Annotated in this window: 26 protein-coding genes, 4 pseudogenes and 1 riboswitch; of the genes and pseudogenes, 23 read left to right on the top strand and 7 right to left on the bottom strand. The window is 73.5% G+C overall.

The features are described 5' to 3' along the window. The 4 genes from JNW87_RS16380 to JNW87_RS16365 all read left to right on the top strand — a co-directional run. Positions 1-642 (top strand): SelB C-terminal domain-containing protein (locus tag JNW87_RS16380; protein ID WP_238453960.1); only part of this gene is annotated, 642 nt, incomplete at its 5' end. Positions 643-696: 54 nt separating this feature from the next. Continuing rightward, positions 697-894: a hypothetical protein gene (locus tag JNW87_RS16375; protein ID WP_089014379.1), complete on the top strand. Its 198-nt coding sequence runs from the start codon at positions 697-699 to the stop codon at positions 892-894. A gap of 43 nt (positions 895-937) precedes the next feature. Then, the gene (locus JNW87_RS16370; protein ID WP_109804877.1) at positions 938-2,215 is read left to right on the top strand and encodes a hemolysin family protein; all 1,278 of its coding nucleotides are present in this window, start codon (positions 938-940) and stop codon (positions 2,213-2,215) included. An 82-nt stretch (positions 2,216-2,297) separates the two neighbouring features. Then, a complete protein-coding gene (locus JNW87_RS16365) occupies positions 2,298-2,474 on the top strand; it encodes a hypothetical protein (protein ID WP_201749937.1) in 177 nt (58 codons plus the stop codon). A 3-nt stretch (positions 2,475-2,477) separates the two neighbouring features. Here the strand turns inward: JNW87_RS16365 and JNW87_RS16360 are convergent, their stop codons facing one another. Then, complete coding sequence (locus JNW87_RS16360; RefSeq protein ID WP_238453959.1) at positions 2,478-3,131, bottom strand: hypothetical protein; 654 nt, start codon at positions 3,129-3,131, stop codon at positions 2,478-2,480. A 126-nt stretch (positions 3,132-3,257) separates the two neighbouring features. On the opposite strand from JNW87_RS16360, the gene JNW87_RS16355 reads away from it, so the two are divergent. Beyond that, the gene (locus JNW87_RS16355) at positions 3,258-3,464 is read left to right on the top strand and encodes a hypothetical protein (RefSeq protein ID WP_109803919.1); all 207 of its coding nucleotides are present in this window, start codon (positions 3,258-3,260) and stop codon (positions 3,462-3,464) included. Here JNW87_RS16355 and JNW87_RS16350 read toward each other — a convergent pair. The 3 genes from JNW87_RS16350 to JNW87_RS16340 form a co-directional block, all read right to left on the bottom strand. Then, complete coding sequence (locus JNW87_RS16350) at positions 3,461-3,937, bottom strand: hypothetical protein (protein WP_238453958.1); 477 nt, start codon at positions 3,935-3,937, stop codon at positions 3,461-3,463. The two genes, JNW87_RS16355 and JNW87_RS16350, sit on opposite strands and share 4 nt — an antisense overlap. Further along, a complete protein-coding gene (locus JNW87_RS16345) occupies positions 3,934-4,143 on the bottom strand; it encodes a phosphatidylethanolamine-binding protein (RefSeq protein ID WP_109803921.1) in 210 nt (69 codons plus the stop codon). The genes JNW87_RS16350 and JNW87_RS16345 overlap by 4 nt, the downstream gene beginning before the upstream one ends. A 71-nt stretch (positions 4,144-4,214) precedes the next feature. Beyond that, positions 4,215-5,093, bottom strand: coding sequence for a universal stress protein (locus JNW87_RS16340; RefSeq protein WP_109803922.1), 879 nt, complete (start codon positions 5,091-5,093; stop codon positions 4,215-4,217). A 129-nt stretch (positions 5,094-5,222) separates the two neighbouring features. Here JNW87_RS16340 and JNW87_RS16335 point away from each other — a divergent pair, with 129 nt between their 5' ends. The 15 genes and pseudogenes from JNW87_RS16335 (at position 5,223) to JNW87_RS16265 (ending at position 16,136) form a co-directional block, all read left to right on the top strand. Then, the gene (locus tag JNW87_RS16335; protein WP_238453957.1) at positions 5,223-5,969 is read left to right on the top strand and encodes an SAM-dependent methyltransferase; all 747 of its coding nucleotides are present in this window, start codon (positions 5,223-5,225) and stop codon (positions 5,967-5,969) included. 223 nt (positions 5,970-6,192) lie between these two features. Next, positions 6,193-6,336: pseudogene (locus JNW87_RS16330) on the top strand (protein phosphatase); the annotation flags it as partial. A gap of 47 nt (positions 6,337-6,383) precedes the next feature. After that, complete coding sequence (locus JNW87_RS16325) at positions 6,384-6,863, top strand: MarR family winged helix-turn-helix transcriptional regulator (protein ID WP_109805511.1); 480 nt, start codon at positions 6,384-6,386, stop codon at positions 6,861-6,863. Positions 6,864-7,185: 322 nt separating this feature from the next. Beyond that, on the top strand, positions 7,186-7,827 hold the full coding sequence (locus JNW87_RS16320; protein WP_109805510.1) for a CDP-alcohol phosphatidyltransferase family protein: 642 nt from the start codon (positions 7,186-7,188) through the stop codon (positions 7,825-7,827). Continuing rightward, positions 7,824-8,768: a DUF881 domain-containing protein gene (locus JNW87_RS16315; protein WP_238453956.1), complete on the top strand. Its 945-nt coding sequence runs from the start codon at positions 7,824-7,826 to the stop codon at positions 8,766-8,768. Before JNW87_RS16320 ends, JNW87_RS16315 begins: the two co-directional genes overlap by 4 nt. Continuing rightward, positions 8,765-9,097 (top strand): small basic family protein, encoded by a 333-nt coding sequence (locus tag JNW87_RS16310; RefSeq protein WP_007071104.1) that lies wholly within the window; start codon positions 8,765-8,767, stop codon positions 9,095-9,097. The genes JNW87_RS16315 and JNW87_RS16310 overlap by 4 nt, the downstream gene beginning before the upstream one ends. A 10-nt stretch (positions 9,098-9,107) precedes the next feature. Next, positions 9,108-10,058 carry a DUF881 domain-containing protein gene (locus JNW87_RS16305; protein ID WP_109805518.1) on the top strand — a complete coding sequence of 317 codons (951 nt, stop codon included), beginning with the start codon at positions 9,108-9,110 and terminating at the stop codon, positions 10,056-10,058. Between the two features lie 57 nt (positions 10,059-10,115). Then, positions 10,116-10,496 (top strand): glycine cleavage system protein GcvH, encoded by a 381-nt coding sequence (gene gcvH / locus JNW87_RS16300; protein WP_109805508.1) that lies wholly within the window; start codon positions 10,116-10,118, stop codon positions 10,494-10,496. 214 nt (positions 10,497-10,710) lie between these two features. Beyond that, positions 10,711-11,163 carry an FHA domain-containing protein gene (locus JNW87_RS16295; protein WP_007071101.1) on the top strand — a complete coding sequence of 151 codons (453 nt, stop codon included), beginning with the start codon at positions 10,711-10,713 and terminating at the stop codon, positions 11,161-11,163. A 50-nt stretch (positions 11,164-11,213) separates the two neighbouring features. Further along, positions 11,214-11,915, top strand: a complete 702-nt coding sequence (locus tag JNW87_RS16290; RefSeq protein WP_201749999.1) for a MerR family transcriptional regulator — start codon at positions 11,214-11,216, stop codon at positions 11,913-11,915. 213 nt (positions 11,916-12,128) lie between these two features. Further along, positions 12,129-12,593, top strand: coding sequence for a bifunctional nuclease family protein (locus JNW87_RS16285; protein ID WP_073833177.1), 465 nt, complete (start codon positions 12,129-12,131; stop codon positions 12,591-12,593). Positions 12,594-12,802: 209 nt separating this feature from the next. Continuing rightward, positions 12,803-13,411 (top strand): MerR family transcriptional regulator, encoded by a 609-nt coding sequence (locus tag JNW87_RS16280; protein WP_109805506.1) that lies wholly within the window; start codon positions 12,803-12,805, stop codon positions 13,409-13,411. Positions 13,412-13,882: 471 nt separating this feature from the next. Continuing rightward, positions 13,883-14,278, top strand: a complete 396-nt coding sequence (locus tag JNW87_RS16275) for a group 1 truncated hemoglobin (protein ID WP_109805505.1) — start codon at positions 13,883-13,885, stop codon at positions 14,276-14,278. A 2-nt stretch (positions 14,279-14,280) separates the two neighbouring features. Then, a complete protein-coding gene (locus tag JNW87_RS16270; RefSeq protein ID WP_238453955.1) occupies positions 14,281-15,447 on the top strand; it encodes a globin domain-containing protein in 1,167 nt (388 codons plus the stop codon). Continuing rightward, positions 15,444-16,136 (top strand): DivIVA domain-containing protein, encoded by a 693-nt coding sequence (locus tag JNW87_RS16265; RefSeq protein ID WP_238453954.1) that lies wholly within the window; start codon positions 15,444-15,446, stop codon positions 16,134-16,136. The genes JNW87_RS16270 and JNW87_RS16265 overlap by 4 nt, the downstream gene beginning before the upstream one ends. A 209-nt stretch (positions 16,137-16,345) precedes the next feature. Here the strand turns inward: JNW87_RS16265 and JNW87_RS39560 are convergent, their stop codons facing one another. Continuing rightward, positions 16,346-16,678, bottom strand: coding sequence for an NAD(P)H-binding protein (locus JNW87_RS39560; protein ID WP_255543953.1), 333 nt, complete (start codon positions 16,676-16,678; stop codon positions 16,346-16,348). A 142-nt stretch (positions 16,679-16,820) separates the two neighbouring features. Further along, positions 16,821-16,997: pseudogene (locus tag JNW87_RS39555) on the bottom strand (NAD(P)H-binding protein); the annotation flags it as partial. Between the two features lie 67 nt (positions 16,998-17,064). Between JNW87_RS39555 and JNW87_RS16255 the strand changes: the two are divergent. Together JNW87_RS16255 and gcvP are read left to right on the top strand one after the other, a co-directional pair. Next, on the top strand, positions 17,065-17,952 hold the full coding sequence (locus tag JNW87_RS16255) for an NAD-dependent protein deacetylase (RefSeq protein WP_109805501.1): 888 nt from the start codon (positions 17,065-17,067) through the stop codon (positions 17,950-17,952). A gap of 71 nt (positions 17,953-18,023) precedes the next feature. Further along, a riboswitch (glycine riboswitch) is annotated at positions 18,024-18,123 on the top strand. 72 nt (positions 18,124-18,195) lie between these two features. Continuing rightward, positions 18,196-21,017, top strand: a pseudogene (gene gcvP, locus JNW87_RS16250) (aminomethyl-transferring glycine dehydrogenase). Between the two features lie 122 nt (positions 21,018-21,139). Here the strand turns inward: gcvP and JNW87_RS16245 are convergent. Continuing rightward, positions 21,140-21,340, bottom strand: coding sequence for a DUF5999 family protein (locus JNW87_RS16245; RefSeq protein ID WP_088962150.1), 201 nt, complete (start codon positions 21,338-21,340; stop codon positions 21,140-21,142). 123 nt (positions 21,341-21,463) lie between these two features. On the opposite strand from JNW87_RS16245, the pseudogene JNW87_RS16240 reads away from it, so the two are divergent. After that, a pseudogene (locus JNW87_RS16240) lies at positions 21,464-21,751 on the top strand (anthranilate synthase component I family protein); the annotation flags it as partial.

Raw genomic sequence — 21,751 nt, 5'->3', positions numbered from 1 at the left:
CCTGGTCCGGCCGGCGAGCTGACCCGGATGGGCGTGCCGGTCACCGTCGCGCCGGTGGCCGGGGACTGGCTGGCCGACCCGGAGCACTGGCGCCGGCTCGGCGGCCGGCTCACCGAGGAGGTCACCCGGTACGCCCGGGAGCATCCGCTCGAACCCGGCGTGCCGGTGGACGTGCTGCGCCAGCGCCTCGCCCTGCCCGACCGGGCCCTGGTGGAGGCGCTGCTCCGGCCGCCGCTGCGGCTGCGCGCCGGCCGGGTCACCGCGACGTCGGTCGACGCGCTGCCGGAGCCGGTGGCCCGGGCCGTGGACCGGGTCCGCGCCGAGTACGGCGACCGGCCCTTCCAGGCCCCGGAGACGCACCGCCTGGCCGACCTGGGGCTGGGGCCCCGGGAGATCGGCGCGGCCGTGCGGGCCGGCGCCCTGCTCAAGCTCGCCGACAACGTGGTGCTGCTCCCCGGCGCGCTCGACGACGCCGTGCGGGTCCTCGCCCGCCTGCCGCAGCCGTTCACCCTCAGCGCCGCCCGGCAGGCCCTGGACACCACCCGCCGGGTCGCCGTGCCGCTGCTGGAGCTGCTGGACCGGCGGGGCGCCACCCGCCGGCTGCCCGACGACGCCCGTGAGGTGGTCGCTCCGCCGACCTGACCGGCGCGGACGAAGACGGCCCGGCCGGCGGGCGCGGTCGCCTACGGTGACGCCATGGACCCTTCGGCGGTCTGGCGGGACAAGCAGCACCGGTGGCGGATCGAGGCGTACCGGGCGCCGGATCTGCGCTTCGCGATCTTCGCCACCAACGGCACCACGGAGTCGGCGCCGCTGTGGCTGTTCGGGATGGCCGCGCTGGCCCGGTGGCTGATGACCCACGCCATCTCCCTGGACGACCTGGAGAACGACTGACCGGGTGCCCCGGCGGGCGTGCGGTGGAGCGGGAGGGGGTGTGATGGCGGGTCAGGTCGCCCTGGTGGCCGTCCTGGTGCTGGTCAACGCGGCGCTGTCCGGCAGCGAGATGGCGCTGGTGACGCTGCGCGAGGGGCAGCTGCGCCGGCTGGGCCGCTCGGGTCGTAGCGGCGTCCGGCTGGTCCGCCTGGTCCGGGAGCCGAACCGCTACCTGGCCACCATCCAGCTCGGCATCACCCTGGCCGGCTTCCTCGCCTCGGCGGCGGCCGCGGTGTCGCTGGCCGAGCCGCTGGTCGGGCCGCTGGGCTTTCTCGGCGGCGCGGCGCAGCCGGTGGCGGTGCTGCTCGTGACGGTGGTCCTGACCTTCGTCACGCTGGTGGTGGGCGAGCTGGCGCCGAAGCGGCTGGCGATGCAGTGGGCGGAACGGTGGGCGCTGCTCAGCGCCGGTCCGCTGGACCTGCTGGGCCGGCTGTCCCGGCCGGCGGTGTGGCTGCTCAGCCGGAGCACCGACGTGCTGGTCCGGCTGGCCGGCGGCGATCCCCGGGCCCGCCGCGAGGAGGTGACCGAGGAGGAGTTGCGCGAGCTGCTGGTCAGCCAGCGCGGCCTCTCCGCCCAGCAGCGGGAGATCCTCTCCGGGGCGTTCGACATCGCCGGCCGGACGCTGCGGGAGATCCTGGTCCCGCGCCGGGACGTGACCGTCGTGCCGGCCTCGGCGCCGGCCCCGGAGGCGATGCGCCGACTGGCCGCCGCCGGCCGGTCCCGGGCCCCGGTGGTCGGGCCGGGCGGCCTGGACGACGTGTGCGGCGTACTGCACATCCGCGACCTGGTCGACGCCGGTGCCGCCACCGCCGGCGAGCGCGCCCGGCCGCCGCTGCTGCTACCCGGGACGCTGCCGGTCGCCGACGCGATGCGCCAGTTCCGCCAGCGTCACGAGCAGATCGCCCTGGTGGTCGACGAGCACGGCGGGGTCGACGGCCTGGTGACCATGGAGGACCTGCTCGAGGAGGTCGTCGGCGAGCTCTACGACGAGACCGACCGGGACGTGCGCGGGGTGGTCCGGGAGCCGGACGGCGCGCTGCTGCTCTCCGGCGACTTCCCGCTGCACGACCTGCCGGACGTCGGCGTGCGGCTGACCTTCCCGCTGTCCCGGGAGTACACCACGATCGCCGGACTGGTGCTGGCCCGGCTGGGCCGGGTGCCCGACGGGCCGGGGGAGACGGTGCGCCTGCCCGGGCTCACCGTCACAGTGCTCGAGGTGGCCGACCGGGCGGTGCGCCGGGTGCGGCTGCGCGGTCCGGCCGCGGGCTGCCGGCCGGAGTGACCCCGGACGGGGGAATCGGCCGGAAAAAGCCGCAGCACGGGCGGGGACGCGCCGTACCGTCCGGAATGTGAAGGACCGAGGCATGCGGACGTTCATCGCCGTGCTGGCCGGGCTCGCGGTGATCTACTTCGGCGCCACCGGGCACCGCAGCAGCGGCGAGGAGGGCGCCGGGATCTCCGGCGGCGTGGTGCTGCTCGCCCTGGGCGCGGCGCTGCTGGCGTGGCACCTCACCAAGCCGCCGGCGGGGCCGGTCAAGTGAGCCTCAGCGCGCCGCCGCGCTCCGGCTGACCTCGCCGGCCGACTCCTCGCCCAGCGCCACCCGCACCAGCGCCGACGCGAGCCGCCCGAAGTCGGCGTCGCCGACCAGGCCGGCCAGCCCGCCCGGGTTCGCCGGCAGCCCCAGCCGCTTCGCGCCGGCCAGGGTCCGCCGGTCGGCGTACGGGCGCAGGTCCGGCCAGACCGTCTGCGCCTCGCGCAGGAAGATGTCCGCCCCGGTGGGGCCGATGCCGGGGAACTCGGTGAGCAGCCGGCGCAGCGCCTGCCGGTCGCCGTCGGCCTCCCGGTGCATCCGCCGCAGGTCCCCGTGCCAGCGGTCCAGGCAGAGCCGGGCGCCGTTGCCCAGCATGGTGGCGGTCCGTTCGTCGTAGCGGCGGTAGTGGCCGCGGCCGAGCGCGTCGACCCGGTCCTGCCAGCTCGCCGCCTCCATCGCCTGCGGGGTCCGGTACCCGGCCGCGAAGAGTTCCCGCGCGGCGGCGAGGGCCACCCCGGCCCGGATCCGGGTGCTCAGCAGCGTGCTGAGCACCAGCAGCTGGTACAGCGGCTGCGGGCGGTCGGCCAGCCGGATCCCCGCCTCCTCGGCGTACGTCCGGCCCTGCCGGTCCAGCAGCACCCGCGCCATGTTCCGATCGTCCCGCATCCGTGGGGTGTACCCGTACCGCGTCGGCCCAGACCTGCGGCGGCGCCCCGGAATGCGTCCGACGGCGGCGGGTAACCCGTGCAGGTGCGCGGCCCACGTCGCGTGCTCCACCGGAAGGAGAGACCCGTGGTCAATCCGCAGCAGGAGGAGTTCCGGCGCAACAACAAGGGCGCCACGAGCCAGGACAGCAAGGGGCCCCGCTCGGCCGGGCATCCGCTGAACCGGGGCTCGTCGAACGCGGACGTCGGGCGGCCCGTCCCGAAGGGTCAGGTCTCGCCGTACGGCCCGGCGGGTGAGCCGGTGGCCGACGACGAGAGCGACGCCCGGGGCTAGCGCCCGTGCCGCGACGGCGGCCGCAGCCGCTTCCAGGTGGCTGCGGCCGCCATTCCGTACGCCAGGTGCGGAACGACGTCGGCCAGCCAGTCCTTCGGTCGCCAGGTACGCGGGTGGGACACGCCGAGCGCGGCGATGGAGCCGTCCGTGGTGGCCATGACGCCGCCGCCGAGCACCCCGGCGGCGATCGGCAGCGGGACCCGTCGGCGGGCGGCGAGGAGGCCGAAGGCGGCCCCGGCGGCGATGCCGGTGGCGTACCCGAGCACGGGCCCGAGGCCCGAGCGGCGGGTGGCCGCCCGGTCCTCGGGCCCGAGGTCGACGTGCGCGGCCCCGGCGAGCCGCCGCACGGTCTCCTCCGGGGTGCTGCTCGCCGGGCGGGCCCGCGCCGCGATGTCGAGGTAGCCCATCACGTTCAACGCGACGGTGCCCACCGCACCCGCGATCGCGCCGTCGACCAGGGGCGCAGCTCTCACTTCGGGTCGCCCGGTTCGCGTTCGCCCTTCGGGCCGAACGTCCGTTCCCCCCGTACGACGCCCCGTTGGCCGCGGTCGTCCTGCAGGATCCGGTTGGCGACCTGGTTCGCCTCCTGGTCCGACGCCCGCCCGGACTGCTCGATCAGATCGCGCAGCCGCGCCCGTTCCTTGTCGTACGCGCTGCTGCCCGGCCGTGGTCCTGGCATCGCTGCCTCCTCCTGTAGGCGTGCCCGGCTCGTCTACCCGGCGCCGTCGGGGTCATTCGTGCCGGCGACGCTCACGCGGGGGAGCGGACCACGGCGACCGGGCACGCGGCGTGGTGCAGCAGGGCGTGGCCGACCGAGCCGAGGAGCAGCCCGGTCAGCTCGCTCCGGCCCTGGCTGCCGACCACCAGCAGCTGGGCCCGGCGGCTGGCCTCGGTGAGCGCGGCGACCGGCCGGCCGTGCACCACCGCACGGGTGACGGGGACCTCCGGGTACCGCTCGGTGAGCCCGGCGAGGGACTCGGCGAGTATCCGGGTCTCCTCCCCGCGCAGCTGGTTCTCCTCGTAGACCAGGGGTTGCATGTCGCCGGGGCCGCTGGAGACCGGGTGCGGGTAGGCGTGCACCGCGTGCAGCCCGGCGCCGCGCACCGCCGCCTCCTCGACGGCGAACTCGACCGCGGCCCGGGACAGCGCCGAACCGTCCACCCCGACCACCACCGGCCCGGCCGCGTGCTCCTCGCCCCGGACCACCAGCACCGGGCAGTCCGCGTAGGAGGCCACCTGGATCGCCACCGAGCCGACCACCAGCGAGGCGAAGCCGCCCAGGCCCCGGTCGCCGAGCATGATCATCGCGGCGGTGGGGGACTCGCCGACCAGCACGGCGGAGGCCTCGCCGTCGATGATCTCCCCGGAGGCCCGTACCCCCGGCGCCGTCGCCTCCGCCTCGGCCACCGCCGCAGCCACCAGCTCCTGCGCCTGGCGCCGCAGGCCGCCGCCGGGCCCCTCGGCGACCGGATTCATCGCAGCGTGCAGCAGCGGCCAGATGAAGCCGTGCACCACCCGCAGCGGGCGGTGCCGGCGGGCCGCCTCGGCCGCGGCGAGGCGGACGGCCCGCAGCGCCGGCTCGGAGCCGTCCACGCCGACCACCACCGCCGCGCCGTTCGCCGAGTTCACCGCTGCACCTCCTGGCCGCCGGACGCCCGCGGCCAGTATCGCGGCCGGCGGCCGGTCCACGGGGCGATACCGCCGGAGCCGCCCCGTGGGTACGCTGTCGACCACCGCCCGGGGAAGGGAGCCTCGTCGATGGCCGAGCCCGACCAGCCGAGCACCGCCCGCATGATCGACTTTTGGCTCGGCGGCGAGCACCACTTCCCGGTCGACGTGGCCGCGGCCCGCGCCTTCGAGGAGGCGTACGGACCCTGCGCGGTGATCTTCCGCTCGCTGCGGGAGTTCCTCGGCCGGGCGGTCCGGTCGATCGCCGACGCGGGGGTGGACAGCTTCCTGGTCTTCGGGGCCGGCGTGCCGACCCGGGGCAATGTGCACGAGGCCGCTCCCGAGGCGACCGTCCTCTACACCGACGTCGACCCGGTGACCATCCGGCTCGGCCAACGCATCCTCGCCGGCAGCGACCGGGCCGGCTACGGGTTCGGCGACGCCACCGACATCGGCACGATCGATCCCGCCCAGCTGCACCGGTTCGTCCCGGGCTGGGGGCGGCGGCCGGTCGGGGTGGTCTTCCTCGGGCTGGCCGCGTTCCTCGACGACGAGACGCTCTCCCGGACTCTGGACGAGCTCTACGAGGCGGTCGCGCCGGGCAGTTTCCTGGCCGTCGACTTCGCCGGGGAGGAGCTGGCCGCGTACCCCCGGGCGTTGGCGCTGATGGGCCCCGCGTTCCGGATGCGCCCGCCCGCCGCGTTCGGTCCGCTGCTGGGCCGCTGGGAGCCCACCGCCGATGGCGTCGGGCCGGTCGCCCGGTGGCGTCCGGACGGCGAGCCGGCCGCGGTGCCGGACCCCTTCTACGGCGCGGTGGCCACGAAGCCGTCCGCCTGACGGGCCCCGCCTCCCGTCCCGCCGCCCCTCGACCCGGCCCCGCGAGGGACCCGCCGCCGGCTCGGGTGCCCTGCCGCACGCCGGTCGGAACCGGCGTCGGGGATGCCGGCACGCCTCCGTATGATGCTTGCCCCAGAGCAATAATCGCGGAGGATGCACATGCCGGATGCGGCCGGACAGGTGTCGCGCGCCCTGCGCGTGGCCCCGCCCGACCAGTTGGTGGCTGCAGCCGGCGACCGAGGCAGTTGGTACGGTGATGCGCGAACTGCACGCGTACCACGTCGACGCGGACCTCCGTGACGACGCGGTCGTCGTCTGCCTGGACTGGCGCGGTTCCGGCCGTGTGGACGACGAGTGCGGGCGGTAACGGACCGGCGGAGCGAACACGAACGGGACGATCGCAGGGGACAGCGGGTGGAGCGACCTCCGAATCTTGCCGCGGCCATCGATGCGGCCGCTGAGGCGCTCGTCGGCGTGCTCGATTCGGCGACCTCCCGGCACAGCGTCAGCGTCTCGCCGACCCAGCTGCGGGTGCTCTCGCTGATCATGGCGCACCCGGAGACCAACGTGAACCGGCTGGCTGAGCTGCTGGACGTGGTGCCGTCGTCGGCCAGCCGGCTCTGCGACCGGCTGGAGGCGGTCGGCCTGGTCCGCCGGGTGGCGGACCCCCGCGACCGGCGCGAGGTCCGGTTGATCCCGACCGCGACGGCGGAGACGCTGTTGCGCGAGCTGAGGGACCGCCGGCACCAGGCCGTGCAGGCGGTCCTCGACCGGATGCCCAACCGGGTGCAGCACGAGCTGTTGCTGGCCCTGGTCGCGTTCAGCCAGGCAGCGGCGGCGATGTCCGCGCCGCAGACCGCCACCGATTCCACCGCCACGGCCCGCACCGCCTAATCGTTCCGGCTGGACCGGCCGGGTCCGCCGGGCGGTCAGTTCCCAACTAGTGTCCTAGGATGCCTTACCGATGGTGCGAGGCCACACACAAACCGAAAGCTGAGCGGCGACGCAAGCTGGGCGCCCGGGCCGCGGGGAAGCGCCCGATATAGTGGCAGCGCAACTCACCGGCCCGCGATCGAACCGATCGTGGGCCGCATCGGGGGAGGTCCCAGCCCGGGATCGCAGAGGGCGCCGGCGGTGACCGGCCGGCAACGCGCACGTTCCTCCGGAGCGGTCGACCACGGTCGGCCGCCGGAACGTGCTGCGGAGGGAGGGTTCGGTGTCGCGTCGCCCGGCTCGCGCGGAGCGTTCGGCTTCCGGCGGTACGACGGCGGTCGTGGGGGACCGCGTCCTCACCCTGCCGAACGTGATCAGTTTCGTCCGCCTGCTCGGCGTGCCGCTCTTCCTGTACCTCTTCCTGGTCGTCCGCGCGGACGTGGCGGCGATCGTGGTGCTCGCCATCGGCGGTACCAGCGACTGGGTGGACGGCTGGATCGCCCGCCGCCTGCACCAGGTCAGCCGGCTGGGAGAGCTGCTCGACCCGCTCGCCGACCGGCTCTACATCCTGGCCACGCTCCTGGCGTTCACCGCGCGGGAGGTGGTGCCGTGGCAGTTCACCGGGGCGCTGCTCGCCCGCGAGCTGCTCCTGCTCGGTTCGCTGGCCGTGCTGCGTCGGTACGGCTACGGCCCGCCGCCGGTGCACTACGTGGGCAAGACCGCCACCTTCCTGCTGCTGGCCGCGTTCCCGATCCTGCTGCTGGCCGCGGCGGCGCCCGGCGTGGCGACCGCCGCCGGCGCGATCGGCTGGGGGCTGGCCTGGTGGGGGTTGGTGCTCTACTGGGTGGCCGGGGCGATGTACGTGGTGCAGGCCGGTCGGCTGGTCCGCGAGATGCGCGCCCGCGCCGGGGGTGCGCCGGCATGAGTTCGACCCTCCGCGAGGGCCGGGACCCCTCGGCCCGGGTGTACGCGCCGGACTTCCTCACCGACCTGTTCCGCAACCCCCTCGACCCCGGGTACGCGGACGCGGCGACCCGTCGCCGGCAGGCCCCGCCGTCCGGCCTGCGCCGCTGGGCGGCCCGCCCGGTGACCGTGGTGGTCGTGGTGGCGATCGGGTTCCTCTTCTCCGTCGCCTACCGGGAGACCATGGCGGAGGAGCCGGGCCGGGCGAAGGCGCGCGCCGGCCTGATCGCCGAGATCAAGCAGCGGGAGAGCGAGACCGACCGGTTGACCGCGCGCGCGGAGCAGTTGCGCGAGGAGGTGAGCCGGCAGCGGGACGCGGCGCTGAGCGGCTCGCAGGCGTCCCGGTTGCGCAACCTGGAGGCCGGCACCGGTCTGGCCCGGGTGCGGGGTGACGGTGTGGTGGTGCGATTGGCCGACGGTGCCGAGGACAAGGACGCGGTGACGGGCGCGGACGCGGGGCCGTCCCGGGTGTTGTACTCCGACCTGCAGAAGGTGGCCAACGCGTTGTGGGCGGCGGGCGCGGAGGCGGTCGCAATCAACGGGCAGCGGTTGACCGCGACGTCGACGATCCGGTCGGCGGGGGAGGCGATCCTCGTCGACTACCGGCCGGTGACGGGCCCGTACGAGGTGGCGGCGATCGGTCCGGGTTCGATGCGGGACCGGTTCGACGACAGCCGGGCGGCGAGCCTGATGCGGGAGGTCGCGCGGAGCACGGGCCTGTCGTTCGGGGTGAAGGAGGCCGAGGACCTCACCCTGCCGGCGGCTCCGCAGCCGCGGCTACGCTACGCCGAGCCCTCGGTCAGTCCGAGCCCGTCGCCGTCGGGTTCGGGTGCCGCGGGTAAGACCAGTCCCGGGCCGTCCGGCTCGGGGACCTCTCCCAGCCCCTCCGGAGGTGGCCGATGATCGCGGTGCTGGCGTTGCTCGCCGGTGTGGTCCTCGGGGTGTACCTCGACCCCACCGTGCCCGCTGCGTTGCAGCCGTACCTGCCGATCGCCGTGGTGGCCGCGCTCGACGCGGTGTTCGGCGGGGTCCGGGCGAAGCTCGACCGGATCTTCGACGACAAGCAGTTCGTGGTGTCGTTCATCTCGAACGTTCTGGTGGCGGGTCTGATCGTGTACCTGGGTGACCAGTTGGGGGTGGGCGGTCAGCTGTCCACCGGTGTGGTGGTCGTGCTCGGGGTGCGCATCTTCGGAAACGTGGCGGCGATCCGCCGGCACCTGTTCCGGGCGTAGGTTGGTGGCGATGAGCGAGGAGCACAGGGAGACCGGGACCGGTTGGCCGGCGGCGGAGCCGACCCGGCCGGCGGGGCCGGCGGGTGAGCCGGATCCGCGGCCGGACGCGCCGGATCCCGATGAGTTGAGTCCGCTGGCGCCGGACGGGCCGGCGGAGCGGGAGGCCGACGCGCCGGCGAGCCCGGAGGCCGAGCCGGCGAGTCCCGAGGCTGAGCCGGAGGCTGCCGCGTCGGCGCCGGCGCCGGTGGCGGAGGGGTCGGGTAGGCGGCGGTTGACGTCGGCGGGGGCGATGATCGGCGTGCTGCTGGCGTTGCTGGGGTTCACCCTGGTGGTGCAGTTGAAGACGACCTCGACGGATCCGACCCTGGCGGCGACCCGGGAGGAGGACCTGGTCCGGATCTCGTCGGATCTGGATTCCCGGGAGCGGCGGCTGCGGCAGGACATCGAGGCGCTGGAGGAGAGCCAGCGGCAGCTGCGCTCGGGTGAGCAGGGTCGGCAGGCGGCGCTGGAGGAGGCGACGCGGCGGGCCGACGAGTTGGGCATTCTGGCGGGTACGTTGCCGGCGGTGGGGCCGGGGCTGTCGGTGCGCTTCGTGGGTGACGGCAAGGCGATCTCGTCGACGCGGATCCTGGACGCGGTGGAGGAGTTGCGGGGCGCGGGCGCGGAGGCGATGCAGATCTCCGGTGCCGACGGGACGGCGGTGCGGATCATCGCGTCGACGTATTTCGTGGACGCCGAGGGCGGTGGCCTGGTGGTGGACGGGCGGCGGTTGAGTGGCCCGTACACGATCCTGGTGATCGGTGATCCGGCGACGATGCGTACGGCGTTGAACATTCCCGGCGGGGTGGTCGCATCGGTCAACGATGCCGGCGGTAGCGTGACCCCCGTGGATCGTGAGGTTGTGGAGGTTTCGCAGCTGCACGCCCCGATCAAGCTGGAACACGCCCGTCCGGTCTCCTGACCGGGCGCGGCCGGCACCGGTTCCCCCCGGTGCACCGATGGATGAAGGACGCAGCTGGTGATTCCTGAGGATCTGCGGTACACCGCCGAGCACGAGTGGGTGGCCGATGGCGACGGTGGCGCCGTCCGGGTCGGCATCACGCACTTCGCGCAGGACGCCCTGGGTGACATCGTGTTCGTCCAGTTGCCGGACGAGGGTGCGGTGGTGGCGGCCGGTGAGCCGCTGGGTGAGATCGAGTCGACGAAGAGCGTGTCGGAGATCTATGCGCCGATCAGCGGTACGGTGGCGGCGCGTAACGAGGCGCTCGGCGACACCCCTGAGGTGATCAACACGGATCCGTACGGTGCGGGGTGGTTGTTGGAGATCACCCCGGATGATCCGGCCGCGGTCGGGGGTCTGCTGACCGCTGGCGCGTACCGCGAGCTCACTGAGAGCTGAGTGTCGTCCCGGGCGGGCGGGGTTGTTCTCTGCGCGTCCGGTTGCCCTGCATTTCGGCGCTGGCTAGGCTCGCCCAGTCGACCGAGAACCCAATAGTTGAGCGTTTGTGGAATGCGCCTTCCCGGGCACGGGGAGCCAGCCGCCGGGTGTGACCGCCCGGCGGCCAGACCCGCCATTACCCGACGCCGACCGAACAGATCCGTGAGGTGGTCCCATGACGCGCCCAGACGACGAGTTCCCCCCACTCGACGTCACTTCGACGCTCAATCTCGGTTCGCTCGACGAAGTGCTGGAGGGTCCGGACACCGATGTGGTGCCGAGCCGGATGTCCGGTTCGTTGCCGCCGGGGATGGCGCTGCTGGTGGTTCGCCGGGGTCCGAACGCGGGCGCCCGGTTCCTGTTGGACCACGATGTGACGACGAGTGGCCGGCACCCGGACAGTGACATCTTCCTGGACGACGTGACGGTGTCGCGGCGGCACGCCGAGTTCCACCGGGACGGTGGCACGTTCACGGTGCGGGACGTGGGCAGCCTGAACGGCACGTACGTGAACCGGGAGCGGGTCGAGGCGGCCACGTTGAGCAATGGTGACGAGGTGCAGATCGGCAAGTTCCGGGTGGTGTTCATCGCCGGTCCGCGCCCGGAGGAGGAGGCCGGCCGGGGGTGAACGAGCCTGCGGCTTCGACGCCGCCCGGGGCGGCCCGGTCCCATCCGCTGATGAGTATCGGTGAGGTGCTGGGGCAGTTGCGGGTGGAGTTCCCGGACGTCACGATCTCGAAGTTGCGGTTCCTGGAGACCGAGGGTCTGGTGGAGCCGCAGCGGACGCCGGCGGGGTATCGGAAGTACAGCTGGGACGATGTGGCGCGGTTGCGGTTCGTGTTGACCGCGCAGCGGGATCAGTATCTGCCGTTGCGGGTGATCCGTGACCAGTTGGCGGAGTTCGACGCGTCGGGTGGCGCGTCGGGTCGGCAGCGGCCGGCGTTGGTGGCGGTCGGTCCCGGTGGTGAGGTGCCGGGACGGGGTGAGCCGGGTCCTGCCGAGTCGTCGGAGGTGCGGCTGGGGCGGGCGGAGCTGATCGCGCGTTCCGGGATCGACGAGTCGACGTTGGCGGAGTTGGAGCGGCTCGGTGTGCTGGTGTCCGATCCGGCGGGTTGGTACGACGCGGATGCTCTGATCATCGCGCGGGCGGTGGCGGGGTTGGCGGCGTACGGGCTGGAGCCGCGGCATCTGCGGGGTTACCGGACGGCGGCGGATCGGGAGGTCGGTCTGTTCGCGCAGTTGGTGGCGCCGTTGGCGCGGCAGAGTGATCCGGCGGCGCGGTCCCGGGCGGCGGAGACGGCGCGTGAGTTGGTGGCGTTGTCGCAGCAGTTGCACGCGGCCCTGGTGCGGGTGGGGTTGCGGTCGTCGTTGGGTCGGTGACGGTGCGGGGCCGGGTGTCGGTGACGCCCGGCCCTTCGCTTGCGTGAGAGCGGAAAGATCTGCCCCGGGAAGCGTGTCGTAGGCTTGCCGGGGTAACCCCTTTCTGGCGAGGCGCGTGGTGCACGTAGCGCATGGGACTCCCGTGTCGCGGTCCGTGTACCGTGCAGGGAAGGGCGCGGTGCGGGCATAGGTGACAACGACACGGAGGCGGCGGTGCGCGAGCTGAGCGTGGTCGGAGTTCGGGTGGAGCTGCCCAGCAACCAGCCGATCGTCCTGCTGCGGGAGGTCGAGGGGGACCGCTATCTGCCGATCTGGATCGGCGCGGTCGAGGCGACGGCGATCGCCTACGAGCAGCAGGGGGTCAAGCCGGCCCGGCCGTTGACGCATGATCTGCTGCGGGACGTGCTGGCGGCGTTGCAGGCGCCGTTGCGGGCGGTGGAGATCACCGAGTTGAAGGAGAACGTCTTCTACGCCGATCTGCTGATCGGCGACGGTGTGCGGGTGTCCGCGCGGCCGAGCGATTCCATCGCGTTGGCGTTGCGGGTCGGGGCTCCGATTCGTTGTGCCGAGCAGGTCCTCAGCGAGGCGGGGATCGTGATCCCGGATGAGCAGGAGGACGAGGTGGAGAAGTTCCGCGAGTTCCTGGAGCAGGTGCGGCCGGAGGACTTCGCGGGCTGAGTCCGCTGCCCGGCCGGGTGTCGGCGGCCGACGATGTGGCGTCACCGTGGGTGACTGGGTGTTGTCGTCGGTGATCTTCCGGGTGCCTGCGCGGCGTGTCGCGTCGGTTCCTCCGTGGTAACTCCTGAGGGCCGCTATAGGGTTGCGGTGTCGAGGGGTGCACGTTCGGAGAAACGGCGTGTCGCCGCACGGGCGGGGAGGTTGTCCGGATGCACGAGCCGCGAGATCCTGATCCGGGTACGCCGCAGCAGTCGGGTGTGGCGTCGCCCGTCCCGGGCACCGAGGGTGATGGTGCGGTGGGCTACCGGGGTGTGACCGCCTGCCACGCGGCGGGTATCAGTTATCGGCAGTTGGACTACTGGGCCCGGACGGGGCTGGTGGTGCCGAGCGTGCGGGACGCGTCGGGTTCGGGGACGTCCCGGTTGTACTCCTTCCGGGACCTGGTGGTGTTGAAGGTCGTGAAGCGGTTGCTGGACGCCGGGGTGTCCCTGCAGAACATTCGGAAGGCGATCGAGGCGTTGCGGTCGCGTGGGGTGGAGGATCTGGCGGGGATCACGCTGATCTCGGACGGGACGACGGTGTACGAGTGCCGGTCGCCGGAGGAGGTGGTCGACCTGTTGCAGGGCGGCCAGGGCGTGTTCGGCATCGCGATCGGCGGGGCGTTCAAGGAGATCCAGGGTTCGCTGTCGCACCTGCCGGCGGAGCCGGTCGGGCAGGAGCCGGCGGCGTCCGCGCCGGAGGCGCCTGAGGCGGCGGGTGCGGCGGAGCCGGTGGGGGACGAGTTGGCGGCGCGTCGGGCGCGGCGCCGGGCGGGTTGAGCCGCCGGGTTGGCTCTTTCGGATCGCGTCGTGGCCGGGGCCCGACGCGATTCCTTTGTTGGTGACGCAGCGTGTCGGGTTGGTCGTGGGCGCGGCTGGAACGGTCCGGTCGGTGGGACTCGTCCGGCGGTGCGTCTGTCGCCGGGCCGGATTGCGTCGGTGGTGATCAGGGGCGAAGCCGGCGTGGTGGTGTGGTTCGCGGGCGGGATTGTCCAGGGTGGAGAGTGTCACGTGGACCGGTCTACGGCTGGTGACCAGCCGTAGACGTCGTGATTGCCGCCCATCCGGACGATGTCGATGCTGTCCGGTCGGCTGTTGTCCGAATTCCGATGGGCCGGTCGTGACCTTATCCGGATGGCGCGCTATGGTCCCACACGGTCGTGCTGGCGCTGACGTCACGGTAACTCCCGCCAGCCGACAGGTTGCCCTCCGCGCCGATTCGCGCGGCCCTTCACCCTGGAAGGAACGACCGTGACGGTTATCGAAGAAACCGCGCCCTCCCACTACGCGCGCATTGGCGGCGCCAGTTCGGTCAAGGCGGCCGTGGCGCTGTTCTACGACAAGGTGCTCGCCGACCCGGAGCTGGCCGGCTACTTCTCCGACATCGACATGACGGAGCAGCGGCGGCACCTGGCGCTGATGCTGACCGTGGTGCTCGGCGGGCCCAACGAGTACGCCGGCCGTGGGCTGGCCGAGGCGCACCAGCCGCTGGGCATCCCCGTGGCGCACTACGTGAAGGTCGGTGAGCACCTGACCGCGACGCTCACGGAGCTGGGGGTGCCGCAGGACATCATCACCGACGTTCAGGTCGTCCTGGAGAAGGTGCAGGACCAGGTGGTGTCGTCCGGTCACGGGTCGGGCGTCTGAGGGTGGACGCGGCACGGCTGAAGCAGAGCTGGTCCCTGGTCGCCGCGCACGGCGACCAGGTGCCGCTCTACTTCTACTCGACGCTGTTCCTGGCCTACCCGGAGACCCGGCAGATGTTCCCCACGAACATGGCCGGGCAGCGGGATCGACTGGTGACTGCGTTGGGGCACATCGTGTCCCACGTGGACCAGGTCGACGGCCTGGTCGGGTTCCTGAAGGATCTCGGTGCCGACCACCGCAAGTTCGCGGTGCGCGCCGAGCACTACCCGGCGGTCGGCGAGGCGCTGCTGGCGACGCTGCGGCATTTCCTCGGCGAGGCGTGGACCGACGAGCTGGCCCAGGACTGGACGGCCGCGTACGGGCTGGTCTCGCAGGTGATGATCGACGCCGCGCAGGCCGCCGAAGCGGTGAACCCGCCGTGGTGGGTGGCCGAGATCGTCGGGCACGAGCGCCGGACGTTCGACGTGGCGGTGCTGACGTTGCGCCCGCAGTACCTGCTGCCGTTCACGCCGGGCCAGTCGATCGGGGTGTCCCACCCGGCGGTGCGGTCGTGGCGGTACTACTCGCCGGCGAACGCGCCGCGCGCCGACGGCACCCTGGAGCTGCACGTGCGTGCGGCGCCCGGTGGCGCGGTGTCGTCGCGGCTGGTGTACGGGTGCGCGGTGGGCGATCAGATCCACCTGGCGGCGCCGGTGGGGGATCGGCTGCTGCTGTGGTCGGCGGGCCCGAGTGATCTGCTGCTGCTGGCCGGCGGCACCGGCTGGGCGCCGGTGAAGTCGTTGGTGGAGCAGGTCGCCGCGGAGGGTTCGCGGCGCAAGGTCGACCTGTACGTGGGTGCCCGTTCGCAACACGAGTTCTACGACACGGACGCGATCGACAAGTTGGCGTCGTCGTATCCGTGGTTGACCGTCACCTATGTGGTGGGCATGGATCTGCGCCGGCCGGGCGAGTTCGTGCAGCCGGTGGACCGGGCGTTGGCCGACGGGGACTGGCGTTCCCGGCACGTCTACATCTGCGGTTCCGACGAGATGGTCTCCCATTCGGTGACCACGTTGACGCAGGCCGGCTACCACGCCGGTCAGCTGCACCACGAGGGTTTCGGCAAGCACTGGTACGGGCCGACGTGGCGGACGGCGACCGGCCCTGACGAATCCGGAGGTGTCCGGTGAGCGCAACCCCGATCAGCAGGTACGAGGGAGTTCAGGTCTCCAGTGCCGTGCAGGTCCGGATGACCTCCGACCGGGTGCGTCGGTGGGAGTTCGGCACGGCGTCTTTCACGCGGCGCGGCTACGACCAGACGGACGTGGACCGGTTCCGGATGCAGGTGGCCGACGAGCTGGATCTGCTGGCGACGCAGGTCGCGGGCCTGCGGGCGGAGAACGAGCGGCTCAACGACCATTTGGAGCTGCATCGGCACGGGGTGATCCCGAGCACCGACGCGGCGGCGAAGCTGCCCGCGGCGAAGGAGGTCAACCTGCTGTCCGCGGCGCAGCGGGAGGCCGAGCAGATCATCGCCCAGGCGCACGACTACGCCCGGCGGGTCGCCGAGTACGCCCAGCTGCAGTACCAGAGCTACATGCAGGCCGCGGCGGAGGAGGCGAAGCAGGAGGCCGAGCGGGCGGTGGCGCAGTACCGCAGCAGCGCGGGCGGGAACTTCGACGACTCGGTGGCGGCGCGGGAGGCGTTGCGGATCTTCGGCGAGATGATGATCTCGCACATGCAGGCGGCGGCCCGGCACCTGGACGACGGCAGCGAGCAGTTGGCCCGGACGATGGACCGGATCGCCCGGGAGACCGCGGGCGCGGCGTCGGTGGGCGGCGGGCAGCCGCAGGTGGCCCTGCCCCGCCACCAGCGCTGAGCCGGGGTCGGCCCGCCGTTCCGCAACCGGCGGGCGATCCCCCAGGCCGACGGGTGGCCGTCGCGGCAGAACGCCGCTGGGTGCGTCGCGGGGGATCCCCGCACCGGCGCAGCGCCGGTGCGAGCTACGCCTTCGGGCAGCCGGGGGCGGCGCCCTCGGCGGTGCGCCGCGCGCCGGGATGCGGCCCCGGATCCGTACCCGGGGTCGGGTCAGCGGGCGGTGACCGCCCGGACGGCCTCGCCGATCGGGGTGTCCCCGCCGACGAGTTCCAGGGTCAGCCCGGCGGTGGCGGGTTCGTCGAGCAGGGCGAGCAGCACGTGGGCGACGTCGGCGCGGCTGACCGCGCCGCGTGCGGCGTGCCGGGCCAGCGTGATCCGGCCGCCGGGTTCGTCGTCGGTGAGCCGGCCGGGGCGCAGCACGGTGACGTCGAGGTCCCGGCCGGTGACCTCCTCCTCGGCGGCCTTCTTGGCCCGCAGGTACGCCGCCCACACCTCGTCGCTGCCCGGCGCGGGCGGGTTGTCCACGCCCATCGAGGAGACCAGCAGGTAGCGGCGGACCCCGGCGCGGGCGCGTCGGCGAGCAGCACGGCGGCGGCCCGGTCGACGGTGTCCTTGCGGGCGGCGCCGCTGCCGGGCGCCCGGCAGCGAAGATCACCGCGTCGGCGCCGGCCAGGTGCCCGGCGAGGGTGTCGACGTCGCTGTGTTCCAGGTCGCAGACGACCGGTTCCGCGCCGGCGGCGCGCAGCACCGCGGCGTGGTCGGGGTTGCGGATCAGGCCGACCGCGTGGTCGCCGCGCCCGGCCAGGTCCCGTTCCAGCAGCTTGGCGATCTTGCCGTGGCCTCCGGCGATGACGACGCGCATGCCCTCAACCTAACGGCCCGGTGGCCGGCGGGTCGTCGTTGCCCGGCCGGTGAGGCAGCATGGACGGGTGACGGAGACGTGGGACGCGTTGGCCCGGCTGGTGGGCGCCGGTGACGTCGTGGTGCTCAGCGGGGCCGGCCTGTCCACCGAGTCGGGGATCCCGGATTACCGGGGCCCCAGCGGGGTGGCGCGCCGGCACACGCCGATGACCTACCAGGCGTTCACCCGCGACCCCGAGGCGCGGCGGCGCTACTGGGCGCGCAGCCACCTCGGATGGCGCACCATCGGCCGGGCGGCGCCGAACGCCGGGCACCGGGCGGTGGCCCGGCTGCAACACGCCGGCCTGGTCACCGACGTGATCACGCAGAACGTCGACGGGCTGCACACCGCCGCCGGCAGCGGCGCGGTGGTGGAGCTGCACGGCCGCCTCGACGAGGTGGTCTGCCTGGACTGCGGCAACCTGACCTCCCGCGAGGAGCTGGACCGGCGGCTGCGGGAGGCCAACCCGGGTTTCGACGCGCAGGTTGCCGCGGTCAACCCCGACGGCGACGTGGAGCTGCCCGACGAGGCGGTGGCCCGGTTCCGCACCGTCGACTGCGGCATCTGCGGCACCGGCATGCTCAAACCGGACGTGGTGTTCTTCGGTGAGACCGTGCCCGCCGCCCGGGTCGCCGACTGTTTCGCCCGGGTGGAGCGGGCGCGGTCGCTGCTGGTGCTCGGCTCGTCGTTGACGGTGATGTCGGGCCGGCGGTTTGTGATCCGGGCGGCGAAGCTCGGCATCCCGGTGGTGATCGCCAACCAGGGCCCCACCCGCGGGGACGGGTACGCGGCGTTGACCGTCGACGCGCCGCTGGGGCGGCTGCTGCCCGCGCTGGCCGACCGGCTGGGGGCCGCCCCGGCCGGTGACGCCGGTCGGGGCGCGGTGCCGGCGGCGGTGGCCCCCGCCACCGTCTGACCCCTCCTCAGGCTCGGCGGCGGGGGCACGACATCCGCCGGGAACGCGCTGGTAGCGTTGACCATGCCGGTACCACCCACGCGGGAGAGACCGCCCCAGCAGCACCGGGGCGGCGCCGAAGGGGCAGATTCCTCCCCGGAACCTCTCAGGCAAAAGGACCTCGTGGGCAGGCGCTGTGGAGCGCTTCGCGCGTGACTCAGGGGGAGGCCGACCTGTCGACCTCGCCCCGCAGGAGCGCACACGATGAGCGCAGAGCAGTTCGCCGACCGTCACATCGGCCCCGACCCGGACGACGAACGCCGGATGCTGGAGACCGTCGGCTACGGCTCGGTCGACGAGCTGATGGACGCGGCGATCCCCGAGGTGATCCGCTGGCACGGCACCCTCGACCTGCCCGCCCCGGCCGCGAGCGGGAGGCGCTCGCCGAGCTGCGCGCCCTGGCCGCCCGCAACACCGTCGCCGTGTCGATGATCGGGCTGGGCTACCACGGCACCCACACCCCGGCGGTGATCCGCCGCAACGTGCTGGAGAACCCGGCCTGGTACACCGCGTACACGCCGTACCAGCCGGAGATCAGCCAGGGCCGGCTGGAGGCGCTGCTGAACTTCCAGACCATGGTCACCGACCTGACCGGGCTGGCCACCGCGAACGCCTCCATGCTCGACGAGGGCACCGCCGCGGCCGAGGCGATGACCCTCGCCCGCCGCGCGTCGAAGAGCAGGAGCCCGGTGTACGTCGTGGACGCCGACGCGCTGCCGCAGACCATCGCGGTGATCGCCAGCCGGGCCGAGCCGCTCGGCATCGACGTGCGGGTGCTCGACCTTGGCGCCGAGGAGCTGCCGGGCGAGTTCTTCGGCCTGCACCTGCAGTACCCGGGGGCGTCCGGGGCAGTGCGGGACCACACCGCCCTGGTCGAGGCCGCGCACGCGGTAGGGGCGCTGGTCACCGTGGCGGCGGACCTGCTGGCGTTGACGCTGCTGCGCCCGCCGGGGGAGATCGGCGCCGACATCGCCGCCGGCACGAGCCAGCGGTTCGGCGTACCGATGGGCTTCGGTGGGCCGCACGCCGGCTACCTGGCGGTGCGGGCGGGCCTGGAGCGGATGCTGCCCGGCCGGCTGGTCGGGGTGTCCCGCGACGCGGACGGCAACCCGGCGTACCGGCTGGCGTTGCAGACCCGCGAGCAGCACATCCGCCGGGAGAAGGCGACCAGCAACATCTGCACCGCGCAGGTGCTCCTGGCGGTGATGGCCGGCATGTACGCCGTCTACCACGGCCCGGACGGGCTGCGCGCGATCGCCCGGCGTACCCACGACATGGCGGCGCGGCTCGCGGCGGGGCTGCGCGCCGGCGGCGTCGAGGTCACGGACGTCGCGTTCTTCGACACCGTCACCGCGGTGGTGCCGGGCCGGGCGGCCGAGGTGGTCGCGGCGGCCGCCGAGCGGAACGTGAACCTGCGGCTGGTCGACGCCGACCGGGTGGGTGTCTCCTGCGACGAGACCACCACCGGGGCGCACCTGCGGTCGGTGTGGGCGGCGTTCGGGGTGGACGGGGTCGACGGCGACGTGGACGCCACGCTGCCCGTGGCGCTGGCGCGCACCTCGGACTTCCTCACCCACCCGGTGTTCCGCACCCACCACTCGGAGACGGCGATGCTGCGCTACCTGCGGCGGCTGTCGGACTTCGACTACGCCCTGGACCGGGGCATGATCCCGCTCGGGTCGTGCACGATGAAGCTCAACGCCACCACCGAGATGGAGGCGATCACCTGGCCGGAGTTCGCGCACCTGCACCCGTTCGCCCCGGACGCGCAGACGGCCGGCTACCGGGAGCTGATCGGGCAGTTGGAGGCGTGGCTGGCGGAGGTGACCGGCTACGACGCGGTCAGCGTGCAGCCCAACGCCGGGTCGCAGGGTGAGCTGGCCGGGCTGCTGGCCATCCGGGCGTACCACCGGGACCGGGGCGCGGGGCACCGCGACGTGTGCCTGATCCCGTCGTCGGCGCACGGCACCAACGCGGCGTCGGCGGTGATGGCCGGCATGCGGGTGGTCGTGGTGGCCTGCGACGCCGACGGCAACGTCGACCTGGTCGACCTCGACGCGAAGATCGACAAGCACCGGGACGCCCTCGCGGCGATCATGGTGACGTACCCGTCGACGCACGGCGTGTACGAGACGGGCATCGCGTCGCTGTGCGCGAAGGTCCACGACGCCGGCGGTCAGGTGTACGTCGACGGGGCGAACCTCAACGCCCTGGTCGGGTTCGCCAAGCCCGGCAAGTTCGGCGCGGACGTGTCGCACCTGAACCTGCACAAGACGTTCTGCATCCCGCACGGCGGCGGCGGCCCGGGCGTCGGCCCGGTGGCGGTGCGCGCGCACCTGGCGCCGTTCCTGCCCGGCGACCCGCTCGGCGCGCACGTCGACGGCAAGCCGGCCATCTCGGCGGCGAGGTACGGGTCGGCGGGGATCCTGCCGATCCCGTGGGCGTACCTGCGGATGATGGGCGCCGAGGGGCTCACCCGGGCGACCGGGGTGGCGGTCCTGGCGGCGAACTACGTGGCGGCGCGGCTGCGTAACCACTTCCCGGTGCTGTACGCCGGCAACAAGGGCCTGGTGGCGCACGAGTGCATCCTCGACCTGCGGCCGCTGACCAAGGCGACCGGGGTCAGCGTCGACGACGTGGCCAAGCGGCTCATCGACTACGGCTTCCACGCCCCGACGATGTCGTTCCCCGTGGCGGGCACGTTGATGGTGGAGCCGACCGAGAGCGAGGACCTGGCCGAGCTGGACCGGTTCTGCGACGCGATGATCGCCATCCGGGCGGAGATCGACAAGGTGGGCTCGGGGGAGTGGCCGGCCGGGGACAACCCCCTGGCCAACGCGCCGCACACCGCGGCGATGGTCTCCGGGGACGAGTGGCCGCACCCGTACCCGCGGTCGGTGGGCGCGTACCCGGGGACGGTGGACCGGATGGCGAAGTACTGGCCGCCGGTGCGCCGGATCGACGGCGCGTACGGCGACCGGAACCTGGTCTGCTCGTGCCCGTCGCCGGAGGCGTTCGAAAGCTGAGCCGGGCTGCGCCGGGGCGGTCGTCGTGCCGCCCCGGCCGGCGCGCCGACCTGGGCAGGGCCGTCCCCCGACGGGGGACTAGCCTGGGTCGGCGGAAACGCTCGGTTACCGAGTGTGATCAGTTAGGCGACGAGGGCGTGCCGGGCGGGACCGCGGTGGGGGGCGATGGTGCTGCCGTCGGGGAGCAGCTCACCGGTGTCCTCGAAGACGATGACACCGTTGCAGAGCAGGCTCCAGCCCTGCTCACGGAAGCAGGCGATGACCCGGGCGGCTTCGCGGTCGGTCGCCTCGGCGGAGGGGCAGGTGGGTTGGTGCTGGCACATCGGGTTCTCCGGACTGTGGGGGCACTGTGTCATGGTTCACATGACCAGTGACGCACAGTACCAAGCGAAAGTGCGCGGTATCGAGCAGCCACCCGACATGTTCACCCGAAATCCGCTGAACGGATGAGCCAGAAAGAGCCGACCGGCGTGGAAACGCTCCCACCAGCGCTGATCGACGTACCCGCGGCACCGGACGACTGTCGCGGGCGGCTCGTCGAGCGCGCCCGGCTGCAATGGCGCTGCCACGACGGCGGCGACCCGGCCGCTCTCGCGCAGGAGTTCCTCACCGGCCACGGCGTCGCCGTCGCCGACCTGGGCCGCCCGGCCCGCCACGACCCGGACGGGGTCTGCGGCGCCGCCCTGTACCTCTCCGCCGCCGCCGGCGCCTGCTGGCCGCGGCGCGCCCGCCGC

The sequence above is a fragment of the Micromonospora sp. ATA51 genome (assembly GCF_016802855.1).
GTDB classification, from domain to species: domain Bacteria; phylum Actinomycetota; class Actinomycetes; order Mycobacteriales; family Micromonosporaceae; genus Micromonospora; species Micromonospora sicca.
Note: the sequence above shows the minus strand (reverse complement) of the source record. Positions and strands in the feature narration are given on the sequence as shown.